At 70.7% G+C, this 13,530-nt stretch carries 14 protein-coding genes and 1 pseudogene; 5 read left to right on the plus strand and 10 right to left on the minus strand.

Features of this window, described 5'->3' with window-relative positions:
* Positions 1 to 15 precede the first annotated feature (15 nt).
* Genes OHA21_RS25805 through OHA21_RS25815 form a run of 3 tightly spaced genes read right to left on the minus strand, consistent with a single transcriptional unit; the run spans position 16 to position 2,503 of the window.
* Positions 16 to 687 carry a potassium channel family protein gene (locus tag OHA21_RS25805; RefSeq protein ID WP_328477940.1) on the minus strand — a complete coding sequence of 224 codons (672 nt, stop codon included), beginning with the start codon at positions 685 to 687 and terminating at the stop codon, positions 16 to 18.
* The gene (locus tag OHA21_RS25810; protein ID WP_328477942.1) at positions 680 to 2,014 is read right to left on the minus strand and encodes a TrkH family potassium uptake protein; all 1,335 of its coding nucleotides are present in this window, start codon (positions 2,012 to 2,014) and stop codon (positions 680 to 682) included. The genes OHA21_RS25805 and OHA21_RS25810 overlap by 8 nt, the downstream gene beginning before the upstream one ends.
* 18 nt (positions 2,015 to 2,032) lie before the next feature.
* A complete protein-coding gene (locus tag OHA21_RS25815; protein WP_328477944.1) occupies positions 2,033 to 2,503 on the minus strand; it encodes an anthrone oxygenase family protein in 471 nt (156 codons plus the stop codon).
* Positions 2,504 to 2,703: 200 nt separating this feature from the next.
* Between OHA21_RS25815 and OHA21_RS25820 the strand changes: the two genes are divergently transcribed.
* Positions 2,704 to 3,663 (plus strand): pectate lyase family protein, encoded by a 960-nt coding sequence (locus tag OHA21_RS25820; RefSeq protein ID WP_328477946.1) that lies wholly within the window; start codon positions 2,704 to 2,706, stop codon positions 3,661 to 3,663.
* 1,418 nt (positions 3,664 to 5,081) lie between these two features.
* On the opposite strand, the gene OHA21_RS25825 is transcribed toward OHA21_RS25820, so the two are convergent.
* The 3 genes from OHA21_RS25825 to OHA21_RS25835 form a co-directional block, all read right to left on the minus strand.
* A complete protein-coding gene (locus tag OHA21_RS25825; protein ID WP_328477948.1) occupies positions 5,082 to 6,260 on the minus strand; it encodes an RNA polymerase sigma factor in 1,179 nt (392 codons plus the stop codon).
* Positions 6,261 to 6,431: 171 nt separating this feature from the next.
* Positions 6,432 to 6,746: a YciI family protein gene (locus OHA21_RS25830; protein ID WP_328477950.1), complete on the minus strand. Its 315-nt coding sequence runs from the start codon at positions 6,744 to 6,746 to the stop codon at positions 6,432 to 6,434.
* Complete coding sequence (locus OHA21_RS25835; RefSeq protein ID WP_328478535.1) at positions 6,746 to 7,081, minus strand: YciI family protein; 336 nt, start codon at positions 7,079 to 7,081, stop codon at positions 6,746 to 6,748. The genes OHA21_RS25830 and OHA21_RS25835 overlap by 1 nt, the downstream gene beginning before the upstream one ends.
* Positions 7,082 to 7,246: 165 nt before the next feature.
* Here OHA21_RS25835 and OHA21_RS25840 point away from each other — a divergent pair, with 165 nt between their 5' ends.
* Positions 7,247 to 7,405: a hypothetical protein gene (locus OHA21_RS25840; RefSeq protein WP_328477952.1), complete on the plus strand. Its 159-nt coding sequence runs from the start codon at positions 7,247 to 7,249 to the stop codon at positions 7,403 to 7,405.
* On the opposite strand, the gene OHA21_RS25845 is transcribed toward OHA21_RS25840, so the two are convergent.
* The 3 genes and pseudogenes from OHA21_RS25845 to OHA21_RS52790 form a co-directional block, all read right to left on the minus strand.
* Complete coding sequence (locus tag OHA21_RS25845; protein ID WP_328477954.1) at positions 7,365 to 8,084, minus strand: hypothetical protein; 720 nt, start codon at positions 8,082 to 8,084, stop codon at positions 7,365 to 7,367. The two genes, OHA21_RS25840 and OHA21_RS25845, sit on opposite strands and share 41 nt — an antisense overlap.
* A 2-nt stretch (positions 8,085 to 8,086) precedes the next feature.
* Positions 8,087 to 9,577: an NACHT domain-containing protein gene (locus tag OHA21_RS25850; protein ID WP_328477956.1), complete on the minus strand. Its 1,491-nt coding sequence runs from the start codon at positions 9,575 to 9,577 to the stop codon at positions 8,087 to 8,089.
* A pseudogene (locus OHA21_RS52790) lies at positions 9,562 to 9,714 on the minus strand (NACHT N-terminal helical domain 7-containing protein); the annotation flags it as partial. The pseudogene OHA21_RS52790 and the gene OHA21_RS25850, both read right to left, overlap by 16 nt.
* Before the next feature lie 96 nt (positions 9,715 to 9,810).
* Between OHA21_RS52790 and OHA21_RS25855 the strand changes: the two are divergent.
* The 3 genes from OHA21_RS25855 (at position 9,811) to OHA21_RS25865 (ending at position 12,593) form a co-directional block, all read left to right on the plus strand.
* Positions 9,811 to 10,863, plus strand: coding sequence for a sensor histidine kinase (locus OHA21_RS25855; RefSeq protein ID WP_328477958.1), 1,053 nt, complete (start codon positions 9,811 to 9,813; stop codon positions 10,861 to 10,863).
* Positions 10,860 to 11,519 carry a response regulator transcription factor gene (locus tag OHA21_RS25860; protein WP_328477960.1) on the plus strand — a complete coding sequence of 220 codons (660 nt, stop codon included), beginning with the start codon at positions 10,860 to 10,862 and terminating at the stop codon, positions 11,517 to 11,519. Before OHA21_RS25855 ends, OHA21_RS25860 begins: the two co-directional genes overlap by 4 nt.
* Positions 11,520 to 11,582: 63 nt before the next feature.
* The gene (locus OHA21_RS25865; protein ID WP_328477962.1) at positions 11,583 to 12,593 is read left to right on the plus strand and encodes an NAD(P)-dependent alcohol dehydrogenase; all 1,011 of its coding nucleotides are present in this window, start codon (positions 11,583 to 11,585) and stop codon (positions 12,591 to 12,593) included.
* Here the strand turns inward: OHA21_RS25865 and OHA21_RS25870 are convergent.
* Positions 12,573 to 13,355 carry a sigma 54 modulation/S30EA ribosomal C-terminal domain-containing protein gene (locus OHA21_RS25870; RefSeq protein ID WP_328477963.1) on the minus strand — a complete coding sequence of 261 codons (783 nt, stop codon included), beginning with the start codon at positions 13,353 to 13,355 and terminating at the stop codon, positions 12,573 to 12,575. The genes OHA21_RS25865 and OHA21_RS25870 overlap by 21 nt on opposite strands.
* Positions 13,356 to 13,530 lie beyond the last annotated feature (175 nt).

A 13,530-nucleotide genomic window follows, 5' to 3' on the forward strand; every position in this document is an offset into this window, starting at 1 on the left:
CGGCCCACCCGGGTGTCAGTTCTCGTCGGCGTACGCCTCGACCTTGGCGGTGTCCCCGGCGACGATCAGGACCGCGCCCTCGGGGACGCTGGTCTCGGGTCGCGCGTACACGAAATCCTCGCCCGGCCGTTTGGTGCCGACCACCGTGACCCCCCACTTGGTGCGCAGCGCCAGCTGCGCCAGGGTCTGCCCGGCCGCGCCGCGCGGCGCCCGCACCTTGGCGATCGCGAAACCGTCGTCGAACTCGATGTAGTCCAGCATCCGCCCGCTGATCAGATGGGCCACCCGCTCGCCCATCTCCCGCTCGGGATAGATGACGTGGTCGGCGCCGACCGACGAGAGGATCTTGCCGTGCTTGACGCTGGTCGCCTTGGCCCAGATCTCCGGCACGCCCAGCTCGGTGAGGGTGAGCACGGTCAGCACGCTGGTCTCCAGGTTGGTGCCGATGCCGACCACGGCACGCGGGAAATCGTGTACGCCGAGCTGGCGCAACACGTCCTCGTCGGTGGCGTCGCCCTCCACCACGTGGGTCAGCCGGTCCGACCAGTCCTGCACGATCCGGGCGTCGGTGTCGATGCCGAGCACGTCGTACCCGAGGTCGAGCAGGGCCTCGGCGACCGCGCCACCGAACCGGCCCAGACCGATCACCACGACGTTGCCGCCCTGCGACGTTCTCCTGTCAGCCAACGAGGGGCCTCTCCTCCGGATAGCGGAACTGTCTGCGGCGGGTGTTCAGCGCGATCGCGGTGCCCACCGCGATCGTGCCGACCCGGCCGACGTACATCAGCACGACCAGCACGGCCTGCGCGCCCGGCGGCAGCTGCGGGGTGATGCCGGTGCTCAGGCCCACGGTCGCGAAGGCCGAGGTGGCCTCGAACAGGGCCCGGTCGAACGGCACGTTCTCGGTCAGCGCGTCCAAGGCGACGGTACCGGCCGCGACCAGCAGCACGCCCAGCAGCGCCACGGTCATCGCCTGCCGCTGCGTCTCCTCGGCGATCCGGCGCCGGCGGATCACCACGTCCGGCTCGCCGCGGAGCTCGGCCCAGATCACGTACGCCAGCAGCAGGAAAGTCGTCAGCTTGATGCCGCCGGCGGTGCTCGCGCTGCCGCCGCCGATGAACATCAGCCCGATCGTCACGGCGACCGTCTCGCTGTTCGCCTGCCCGAGATCCACGCTGTTGAAGCCGCCGGAGCGGGTCATCACGTCCTGGGTGAAAGCGGCCAGCAGCTTGCCCGGCACGTTGAGCGGACCCAGCGTGCCCGGGTTGCGCCACTCGAACGTCAGGAAGACCAGGAAGCCGACGACCGAGAAGAACAGGGTCCCGCACACCGTCAGCCAGGTGTGCGTCGACCAGCATCCGGGCGTACGCCACTCGCGGAACAACTCGAACAGGACCGGGAACCCGATCGCGCCGGCCATCACCCCGAGAGTGAGCGGCAGGCAGATCCACGGGTCGGTGACGAACCGGACGATGCTGTCCGGGTAGAGCGCGAAACCGCCGTTGTTGAACGCCTGGACCGCGTGGAAGACCGCTCCCCAGACGGCCCGGCCGAACGAGTAGTCGTAGGTCAGCCAGAACCGCAGGGTCAGGACGAACGCGATGGCGCTCTCACAGACCAGCATGACCAGCGCGACCCGCAGCAGCACGGCGCCGATGTTGCCGCTGGCCAGGCCGGCGCTCTCGGCCTGGGCGAGCAGCCGGCCGCGCAGCCGCAGCCGGCGCGAGACCAGCAGGCTGAGCAGCGTGGCCAGGGTCATGATGCCGAAGCCGCCGATCTGCGTGAGCACGGTCAGCAGCACATGGCCGAACGGTGACCAGTAGCTCGGGGTGTCCACCACGGCCAGGCCGGTGACGCAGACCGCGGAGGCGGCGGTGAACAGCGCGGTGATGAACGGGGCGTTGCCGGGCTCGGCCCGTGCGGCGGGCAGCATCATCAGGGCCGTGCCGATGGCGATCAGGCCGAGGAACGCCAGCGGGACGATCCGGGCCGGATGCTGCCATGGTGATCGCACCCGCTGAGTAATATCACCTCAGTACTGCAGCAGCGCCCAGCAGGCGGCCGCGAACGCGCCGGTGCTGGTGAGAGTGCGCAGATGGTTCCACGGGAGCCAGCGGGGCAGGAACGCGGCCCACACCGCGGTGGGATTCTCGATCTCGTGGGGGTCGCCGGCCTCGTTGAGCCGATTGTTGAGCGGGATGTTGACGACGAAGGTGACCAGCAGCGTCGCCGCGTAGAGCAGCAACGCGATCATCAGCGGGATGAACACCGCGGACGTGCCGGAATTCTGGAACGCCGCGATCGCGGTGAAGACCAGCGCGCCGATGAAGATCACCCCGAACAGCGGGTTCTGGATCGCCACGTTGATCCGCTGCATCACCTCGACGGCGGCCCGGTCGCCGGCCGCGCGCAGACCCAGCATCACCGAGCCGGAATAGGCGTAGAAGAGGCCGGCCATCAGGCCCAGCATGAGCACGGCGAGCAGCAGGATCGTGGTGCGCATCCCGTTTGTCTACACGTGTTGCAGAAATCCTGCAAACGAATAAGTCTTCACATCCAAGCCCGCCTATGTTTGTCTGTGGCCGGGAGCGCTCCCCTAATCCCCCATAGATCCGCGCTCCGAGCGCGCTGGTCCCCACGGTCTTTCTGATCGTTCAGTGTGCTGGGAATGCGGGTCTCCGCTACCCGAAAGAGGCTGAAGAAATGTCAGTCCGAATCACCCGGGCCGTCCTGCCGCTCGTCCTCGCGGGCACCGTCCTGAGCGTTCCCCAGCACGCGACGGCCGCACCGATCCAGCCCTTCGCGATCACCGACCTGGTCGGCTGGGCCACCCAGAACGGCGGCACCACCGGCGGCGGCAGCGCTGCGACCACCACCGTGACCAGTGCATCCGCGCTCACCTCAGCGCTCGGATCGTCCTCCGCGGCCGTCATCCGGGTCTCCGGGACGATCAACTGCAGTGGCATGCTCCGGGTCCGCTCCAACAAGACGATCATCGGCAACGCGGGCGCCGCGATCGTCGGCTGCGGACTCAACATCAACGGCGATCGCAACGTCATCATCCGCAACCTGTCCTTCCGGAATTGGAACGACGACGCGATCAACGTGCAGGAGTCGGCGACCAACATCTGGGTCGACCACAACAGTTTCAGCAACGGCTACGACGGTGCCGTCGACATCAAACGCGGATCCGATTTCATCACCGTGTCGTGGAACCGCGTATTCAACCACGACAAGTCGATGCTGCTCGGCCACAGCGACAGCAACGCCTCGCAGGACACCGGTCACCTGCGCGTGACATACCACCACAACTGGTTCGACGCGTCGACGCAGCGTCATCCGCGGGTCCGTTTCGGTAACCCGGTGCACGTCTACAACAACTACTACCGGGCCAACAGCGGCTACGGCGTCGCCTCCACCGAAGGCGCCGGCGTACTCGTCGAAGCCAACTCGTTCGAGAACGTGGACGACCCGTACCACCTCGGCGAAGGCTCCTCGGACGCGGGCACCCTGGTAGCCCGCAACAACCTGCTGGTCAACTCCGGCAGCGGCCAGACCGGCGGCAGCGTGCGGGCGATCCCCTACGCGTACACCGCCGACGCCCCGGCCAACGTGAAATCCATCGTGACCGCCAACGCCGGCGCAGGACGCATCAGCGTTTGATCCACATCAGCTGATCCATATCAGTCGTGATCCGCTTCCGGATGCCCTCCCCTCCGGGGAGGGCATCCCCCTTTCCACCCGTCCCCACATCCCCACCGGACCCCACGTCCCCACCCCGCCCCGCCGCACACTGCCCCGTCCCGCCGCACACACCGCCTCACCCCCGCCGCACACCGCCCCGTCCCGCCGCACACACCGCCTCACCCCCGCCGCACACTGCCCCGTCCCGCCGCACACACCGCCTCACCCCCGCCGCACACCGCCTCACCGCACACCGCCCCGCCGCACCCCCGCCGCACAGCCCCGTCCGGCCCCACAGCCCTGCCCCAGCTCCCAGCCGGCCGGCGGGAAACCGGCCTTGTGGATCACCCAGCCGGAAGTTATGACCCTCAGCACCGGCCGGACAACCCAGCTGTCCCTCACGGCTGCTTCCACACGCGCGAAACAACCCTCACCGCCAGCCCGACAACCCAGCTGGCGCTCACGGCTGCTTCCGCGGGCGGGAACAGCCCTGAGCGCCTGCCGGACCGGTGTGCCTCAGCCGGCAAGCCGGGCACGGCCGGGCAGGGCCGGGCAGGGCCGGGCAGGGCTGGGCCTACCGCGGCCGGCGTTGCCTGGCGGGCGGACCTCGGCGCTGAGCGTCTAGTCACCTTGCGGCGCCAAGGCTCCGGCTCGAGCTGAGCCACTTGATCATGCTGGGCCGACGTTGAGCGTCCCCACCCAGCCGCAGAAGGAGCACTCCACGTCAGCCAGACCACCCGGCTGACCACCAACGTCGCCTCCCGACCACCGAAGCAGCACCCACCGTCAGCCAGACCACCCAGCTGACCACCAACGTCGCCTCCCAGCCACCGAAGCAGCACCCACCGTCAGCCAGACCACCCAGCTGACCACCAACGTCGCCTCCCAGCCACCGAAGCAGCACCCACCGTCAGCCAGACCACCCAGCTGACCACCAACGTCGCCTCCCAGCCACCGAAGCAGCACCCACCGTCAGCCAGACCACCCAGCTGACCACCAACGTCGCCTCCCAGCCACCGAAGCAGCACCCACCGTCAGCCAGACCACCCAGCTGACCACCAACGTCGCCTCCCAGCCACCGAAGCAGCACCCACCGTCAGCCAGACCACCCAGCTGACCACCAACGTCGCCTCCCAGCCACCGAAGCAGCACCCACCGTCAGCCAGACCACCCAGCTGACCACCAACGTCGCCTCCCAGCCACCGAAGCAGCACCCACCGTCAGCTGGACCGCCCGGCTGACCGGCAGCGTCGCCTCCCGGTCGATGAAGGAGCAGTCACCGTCAGCTGGACCGCCCGGCTGACCGGCAGCGTCGCCTCCCGGTCGATGAAGGAGCAGTCACCGTCAGCTGGGGGGTTGGCTGAAGGGAAGGGTGATCTTGGCGGTTGGGAGGAGGGTCAGGGTAGGGCGGCCAGGCGGGTGGTCAGGAAGCGGCGTTCGGCATCCGTGGGGGCCTGGGACAGGGCCACGTGGTAGGCGGCGGCGGCTTCGGTGGTGCGGCCGAGGCGGGTCAGCAGTTCGGCTCGGGTGGCCGGCAGCAAATGGTAGGCGGACAGGGACGGGGCTTCGGCGAGGGTGTCGAGGAGGGCCAGGCCGGCGGCGGGGCCTTCGGCTTCGGCGATGGCTACGGCTCGGTTGAGTTCGATGATGGGGGACGGGGTCAGGCGGGCCAGCTCGGCATACAAGGCCGCTATCTGGGGCCAGTCGGTGTCGGCGGCGTGTGGGGCCGTGGCGTGGCACGCGGCGATGGCGGCCTGCAGCCGGTATGGGCCGCGGCCGGGGGAACGGGCGAGTACGCGTACCCCCTCGGTGATCAGGTCGTGGTCCCAGCGGGCGCGATCCTGGGCGCCCAGGGTGACCAGGTCGCCGGAGGCGTCGGTGCGCGTCGCGCGCCGGGAATGTTGCAGCAGCATCAGGGCCAGCAGGCCGCGGGCCTCGGGTTCGTCGGGCATCAGGTCGGTGAGTACGCGGGTCAGGCGGATCGCTTCGTCGGCCAGGTTCTCGCGGCCGGCGGTGTAGCCCTCGTTGAACATCAGGTACAGCACCGCGAGCACGCCGGCCAGGCGTTCGGGGAGCAGGTGGGCTTCGGGGACCCGGTACGGGATGGCGGCGTTGCGGATCTTGCGTTTGGCTCGGACCAGGCGCTGGGCCATGGTGGGTTCGGCGGTCAGGAAGGCGCGGGCGATCTCCGTGGTGGTGAGCCCGGCCAGGGTACGCAGGGTGAGCGCCACCCGGGCATCGAGCGGCAGCGCCGGATGGCAGCAGGTGAAGATCAGCTTCAGCCGGTCGTCGGGCACCGCTTCGTCCTCTCGCGGCGGGTTCGGGTCGGCCAGCAGGGCGGCCGCCTGCAGCCGCGCGGCTTCGGAGGCCGCACGGCGCAGGCGATCCACGGCACGGTTGCGCGCGGCGGTGGTCAGCCAGGCACCGGGATTGCGGGGTACGCCGTCCGCGTCCCATTTGCTGACGGCCCGCGTGAACGCGTCCTGGGCGCACTCCTCGGCCAGGTCCCAGTCGCCGGTGAGCCGGATCAGTGTCGCCACGATCCGGCCCCACTCCTCCCGGAATGCCGCATCCACCGCAGCCGCCGCGACCCCACCATCAGCCGCGACAGGCGCATCGGTCGCAGGCCCGGCGCTGACTACGGGCCGAGCATCGGCCGCGGTCCCGGTGTCCGCGGCCGTGGTGTCCGCCGGGCCGGCGGCGCTGTGGGCCGGTCGGGAAGTGGGTTCAGGCATTCCGGGTGGCACCTATTCCTCCCAGAAGGGGCGGAGTTCGATGGCGCCGAAGTGCGCCAGCGGGTGTTTCGCGGCTATCGCGACCGCCTCCTCGAGGGAGGCGCAGTCCAGCACGTCGTAGCCGGCCACCCACTCCTTGGTGTCTGCGAACGGGCCATCGGTGATCAGGGCGCCGTGGCCGCGCACCGTGGTGGCGTCCTCCTTGCCGCAGAGCTGGTGGCCTTCCAGGCGGCGGCCGGCGGTTTCCGCAAGCCAGGACTCGACGGTGTTGTCGGCTTCGGTCATCTGGCGGCTGTCGTCCGCGCAGACCAGCATCAGGAATCGCATCAGTCGTGCTCCCGCCAGTAGAAGGGCCTGATTTCCACGCCGACCCGGCACGCCGGATGGGTGGAGGCGGCCTCGATGGCCTGGTCGAGGTCGGCGGCTTCGACGATCTCGTAGCCGCCGATGTGTTCCTTGGTGTCGGCGAACGGGCCGTCGGTGACCAGCACCTCGCCGTCGCGGACGCGGACGGTCACGGCGTCGGCGGGCGGGCGCAGGCGCTGGCCGCGGTGGGTGATGCCGCGGTCGGCGAGTTGCTGCTGCCAGGCCTGGAAGCCGGGTGACGCGGCTATCTCCGACGGGGACGGCTCAGCCGTGCCGTCGTCGAGCATCCAGAGCATGTAACGCACGGGTTCTCCCTCTCCTGCCGGGCTCGGAGATCGAGCCTCTCATCCAGGACGACGCGGCACCCTCCCGGAAATCGACAACCCGTCGCTGTCGATTTCCGCCACCCGGCCGCGTCGTGCTGATGAACGAACCGGAACGACGAGTGGATGGAGCCCGAGATGCAGCCGTTGGCCAACATGATCTGGCAGATCGCCGATGTGCAGGCGGAGTCGACGCGGGAGATGGAGAACGCGATGGGCCGCCTGGCCGCGGCGACCAGCCGGGCGTTGCGCCGGGTCAGGCGTGGCGGCGGTGAATCTCCGCAGCCTGAGCGGTGACGCCGGAGTGGTCCGAAACCTCGAGGACGTGGTCGAGCAGGGCGTGCAGGGCGGCGCGCTCCAGCCGGGGCGCGTCGTTCTCGAGGCTGTTCAGCACGAGGACGGCCGCGTCGACCGCGCCGGTGGAGAGGCTGCCGTGCAGCGCCTGCTGGTAGGCGTGCAGCAGCTTCTCCGGCTCGGCCCGTTGCGCGGAGGTCAGCCAGAGCGCGACCAGGCTGTGGGCGACCGACACGTAGTCACGGGGACCGTGCCCGACGAAACTGATCATCAACTCGGGCGCCCAGGTGAGCAGCGGGTCGACGGCGTGCCGCAGCGCGTCGTCGGAGAACGCGCCGCTCAGGTGCATCGACTGCAGGGCCGTGTGGATCGGGAAGTACTGGCCGACCTCGTTGATCGGCGCCTGACCGCTGAACCGCCAGCTGAGGCCGAAGCTGTGCGACCAGAGCGGATCGACCGTGCTGCTCACCCGGTCGCCGGAGTGCTCGAGCTGGAAGTCGCGGCGGCCGTCCGGCGCCCAGGTCCGGGTGATCTTCAGGTGTTCCAGGGCGTCCAGGAAATTGCCGCCGGGGATCGCGGCCCGCCACTGCATGGCCATGTCGCGCAGCCAGCCGGCCGGGTCCTTGGCGTGCTGGTAGAGCTCGGACGCCCGTAGCGGCTGCCCGCAGGCGAGGGCGAGCAACGTCAGGTTGAACGAGTAGGGACCGCATGCGCGCGCTCGATGAAGAAGAACCGGCCGACCATCTCCTGGCCGGCGCTGATCGGCGTACGGAACTCCTGGGTCTGCTGCATGCGGCTGGGCGGTAGGCCGAGACCGGCCAGGTCGGCGTCGAGTTCGGCGGTGGTGACCCACAGGCGCAGCCGGTGGAACATCGCGAAGGCGACCACGGACAGCCGCAACAGCTCGTCGTCGACCAGGGCGGGCAGGGCCGCGTCCGGCTGATCGCCGTGCACCCGGCGCACCTCGCGGGCGGCGAACTCGCGCAGCAGCCGTTCGTAGAGCTGCCCGGTGCCGAAGGATTCGCCGGCGTCCTGCAGCGCGTTGCCGGTGGCGTCGTAGAGAGCCAGCATCAGCAGCAGCAGGGGCTGCTGGGCGAGGTCCGGAAAGCGGCGCAGCACCTCGAGGCTGAGCGGCCGCCGGCCGGTGTTCCACTGTGCCGCGTTGGCTCCGGTCCAGATCCGCAGCCAGTGTTCCTGCTGCGGCTCGTCGAACGGTTCGAGACGGACGACGAGGCTGCCGGCGGGCAGGCGGGCCCGGTCGGCGACGGCGATGCGGCTGGTCACCAGCACCGCGACCGGACGGCCGAGCACCGCCTCGCGCTGCTGGAACGCGGCCACCCGCTGCAGGTAGTCGGACTGGTGGATGCCGGTGACCTGGAGCAGTTCGTCGAAACCGTCGAGCAGGACGACCGGCATCGCACCGTCGGCGTCGCGCGCCGGGTCCGGCCAGGCCACGGTCTCGCCGATGGCGGTACGCAACGCCTGCTCCACCTGATCCTGGATCTCCGCCTCGGCCCGCACCTCGCGCAGCGCCACCCGGACGACCAGGAAGTCGGCGGCCGGCAGACGGGCGGCGAGCACCCGGGTCAGCGACGACTTGCCGGCGCCCGGCTGGCCGAGCAGCAGCAGCGGGGCGTCGGCGGCCTGCGGGGTGGTCAGGTAGGTGACGAGGAAAGCGGCGAGGTCGGCGCGGGGTTCGGTGTCCCACCAGCTCTCGTCGGCGGGGCGGGCGCCGGGGCCGGCCGCTTTCACCCGGTACCGCGGGTCGAGGTAGCCGTTGCCGAGCGCCGGCATGGTCAGGTCGCCGGCGTCGCCGCCGAGGATCGGCTTGCCGAGTTCGGCGCGGTAGGCGCGGGCCAGGGCGGCGCGATGCCGGGCCGGGTCGCGGTGCGAGGTGACCTGGAGCAGGGTGTTCTCCAGGCTCTCCAGACCGCGGGTGGCGGCCCGGTCGGCGTGGTGCCGCATCCAGACGGCGAACTCCGGGATCTCCTCGGAGAGTTTGCGGAGGTGCTCCTCGTAGCGGGCGACCGCCTCGTCCGGCAGCCGCGTGGCCAGCAACTCGTCGAAGGCGAGGCGGCTTGCCTCGGTGGCCCGGTCCCAGCGGTCACCACCAGCACCCCGTGGGCGGCGACGAGGCGCTGACTCCGGCTGTAGCGGTCGTTTCCGCGTACCCAATCATTGATCTTGCCGGCGACCTGGTGCCCGAGCCGGATCGCCTCGGCCTTGGCGTCGAAGAGGCTGACGGCAGCGTCGCTGCCGCCGGCGGTCGCCACGCTGAGCGCGCCGCCCAGCAGGTTGTCGGCGACCTTCATCAGCGGGCCGGAGCCACCGAGAAGCTTGACGGCATCGTGGTACGTCAGTCCCTGCGGCACCTGCCCACTATAGGAATCGCCGCCTACGATCGGGGCATGCGCGAGCTGCTGCGCTCGATCCGGAACGAGCCGCGACCCATTCCCCCGCCACCCGTCCGGGTGTGGCGGGACTGGCTGCTGGTCGCCCTGGCGACCGCAGCGCTGCTGATCGAGGCCGCGGTGACCCGGGCCAACCCGGTGTTCGCCCTGGTGGCCGTGCCGACGCTGCTGTGGCGCCGCACCCGGCCGCTGCTGATGGTGGTGATCGCTTTCGGGCTGTGCGCCCTGCTGCCGGGCGCGGATTTCACTGCCGGCCTCTTCCTGGTGCTGCTGCCGTACGCGTTGTTCCGCTGGGGTTCCGGCGTGGAGATCGTGGCCGGTGCGGCCTTCTTCTCCGCGCGTCTGGGGCTGGGTCTGGGGTTCGCGGAGATCACGCTGACCGAGTTCACCGGCGGGCTGATCATTCTGTACGGCGCCGGCGCGCTCGGCCTGGCGATGCGCTACCGGGCCCGCGCCCGGCTGCGCGAGGTGCAGCAGATCCAGTTGCTGGAGCGTGAGCGGCTGGCCCGCGACCTGCACGACACGGTGGCCCACCACGTGTCGGCGATGGCGATCCGGGCGCAGGCCGGGCTGGCCACCGCGGCGAACGACCCGGATTCGGCGGTGCAGGCGCTGCGGTTGATCGAGGGCGAGGCGTCGCAGGCGCTCACCGAGATGCGCGCGCTGGTGCGGATGCTGCGTGACGAGCCGATGGGCCTGCCGCAGGTGCAGGGGCTGTCCGGGCCGCCGGTGGATGTGCAGGTCAACGGCGATCTGGACGATCTGCCGCCACGGGTGGCGGCCACCCTGTACCGGCTCACCCAGGAGTCGGTGACGAACGCGCGGCGGCACGCCCGGGATGCCACCCGGATCACGGTCCGGGTGTCGGCGGACGAGACCGCGGTTCGGCTGCGGGTCAGCGACGACGGCACGCCGGGCACGGCGGCCGAGGGGTACGGGCTGACCGGCATGATCGAGCGCGCCGGCCTGGTCGGCGGCACCTGCTCGGCCGGGCCGGACGAGGAACGGGGCTGGATTGTGGACGCGGTGTTGCCCAGGACCGCGGCTTGACCATCCGGGTGCTGGTCGCGGACGACCAGGAGATCGTGCGGACCGGGCTGTCCATCATGCTCAACACGCAGCCCGGCATCGAGGTGGCCGGCGAGGCGGCGGACGGACGGCAGGCGGTCGAGCTGGCCCGGCGGCTGCGGCCGGACGTGTGCCTGTTCGACATCCGGATGCCCGGCGTCGACGGCATCGAGGCGACCCGGCTGCTGGCCGGTCCCGCGGTCACCGATCCCCTCGCGGTCGTCGTGATCACCACGTTCGACCTGGACGAGTACGTGTACTCGGCGTTGCGCGCCGGCGCCCGCGGCTTCCTGCTCAAGGACGCCGGGACCGAGCTGCTGGCGCAGGCGGTGCGGGCCGCGGCGAACGGGGACGCGCTGATCGCGCCGAGCATCACCACCCGGCTGCTGAAGGCGTTCGCCGACACCGCGCCGGCCGCCGGGCCACCGCCGCAGCCGATCGATCCGCTGACCGAGCGCGAGGAGCAGGTGCTGGCGCTGGTCGCGCGGGGGCGGACCAACGGCGAGATCGCCGCCGAGCTGTACATCACGCTCAGCACGGTCAAGACCCACATCACCAGCCTGATGGGCAAGCTCGGCGCCCGGAACCGGGTCGAGGTGGCGATCTGGGCGTACGAGACGAAGCGCACCGGACTTTAGTCGGGCTCCACGGTCGTACCGCGGTCGGATGAAAGTGGACGCCCGACTCGCGACCATCGACGTATGAGAGCGTTCGTGCAGGACAGCTACGGATCGGTGGACACCCTGCGGTTGCGCGAGGTGGCCACGCCGGTTCCGGATGACGATCAGATTCTGGTACGGGTACACGCGGCCTCCCTCAACGCCCGTGACTGGCACGCGATGCGCGGCGACCCGCTGCTCGCCCGGACCACGTTCGGCCTGCGGGCGCCCCGCGACACCATCCGGGGCAGCGACATCGCCGGCCGGGTGGAGGCGGTGGGCCGCGCGGTGACCCGATTCGCGCCCGGCGACGAGGTGTTCGGCGACGTGCGGGACACCGACGGCGCGTTCGCCGAGTACGTCTGCCTGCCGCAGAGGGCGGCCCAGCCGAAGCCGCCGAACCTGACCTTCGAGGAGGCTTCGACGCTGCCGATGGCGGCCGGGACCGCGGTGCGCGGGCTGCGGGACCTGGCACCGGTCCGGGCCGGTCACCGGGTGCTGATCAACGGCGCGTCGGGTGGGGTGGGCACGTTCGCGGTGCAGGTCGCGAAGGCGTACGGGGCCGAGGTGACCGCCGTGTGCAGCGCCCGCAACGCCGAACTCGTCCGCTCGCTGGGCGCCGATCACGTCATCGACTACCGGGCATCAGACTTCACGCAATCGACCAGGAAATACGACACCGTGCTGGATCTGGTCGCGAACCGGCCGCTGCGCGCGTACCGCAGGATCGTTGAACCGGGCGGAACGTTGCTGCTCAGCGGAGGAGGAACAGCCCGGCCCGGCCGCCCGTACCTGGTCGGCCCGATGGGCCTGGTGGTCGCCGGCCAGACGGTGGGCCGGCTCGCCCGGCACCAGGTGGTGCTGCTGACCACCACCCTGGATCCGGCGATGCTGGAGTCGCTGCGCGAGCTGACCGAGGAGAAGAAGATCGCCCCGGTGATCGACCGCACCTACGAGTTCGAGCAGGTCCCGGAGGCGATGCGGTACCTGGTCGAGGAGCACGCCCGGGCCAAGGTCGTGGTGCGGATGGTCTCACCAGGCCGGGGAGAGTAGGGCGAAGTCGCCGTCGTAGCGGCGGTAGAGCACCCGGCCCCGGCCGTTGCTCGGGTCGGTGAAGAAGACGAAGGAACGGGCCGGGTTGGCGTCGAGGGTCTCGACGGCCTGGGCCACCCGCATCCGCGGAGCCGGCCAGCCGCGAACGCTCAGCGGGACCGTGGTGCTCACCGGATCGGGTCCGACGGTCGTGCGCAACAGGCGATAGCCGGTCGGCCCGCCGCGGTAGAGCACGCTCTCCGCGCCGGTGGTGTCGTCGGCGAACAGGTGGAACGAGTAGTCGCGCAGCTCCATGGTGAAGGCGGCGGCGTCGGGGTCCTGCACGGCGAGCCGGCACGATTTCGACCGGACGAGTTTGCGGGGCCGATTCCGGGAGATCAATAACCCCGACGGGGTCGGCAGGCACACCGGTCGCCAGCCGCCGTGGCTGAGGCTGATGTCGCCGGAACGCTCGGCGGCGAGCCGGCGGCCGAGCCGGTTGAGGCGCCAGCGCAAGCCCGCGGCGGCGCCGTCGATCGCCTCCTCCGCGGAGGGTGCGCTGAGCTGGGCCCGGACCATCCGGTCCGCGACGACCACGTTGACCTGCGCCACGACGAGCATCGGGAGGCTGCGACCGGCATACCGGGTGAGTCTGACCCGGGCCTGTTCGACCGGATGGCCGATCGCGGCGATCTCCGGACCGACCACGTCCCGTACGCGCTCCGCCTCGTCCGGGGTGACTGCGCCGCGGACCGCTACCGCGGCGCTGGTGCGATTCGACATTCGGCGTTCCTTGTCGGGCGGGAGTACGCCACCGCCGTGGTGGCGCCGTGAAACAGCAGACCGGCTGCCCGCCGAGCCGGAACAGGGCCGTCCGGCCCTGGTCGAGGAAGTGGTCTTGACGTGCGTCGGGACACGGGCCCAACGACTCTGTCACCAGAACGCTACCGTGCGCAAT

It is taken from the genome of Actinoplanes sp. NBC_00393 (genome assembly GCF_036053395.1).
Taxonomy (GTDB): domain Bacteria; phylum Actinomycetota; class Actinomycetes; order Mycobacteriales; family Micromonosporaceae; genus Actinoplanes.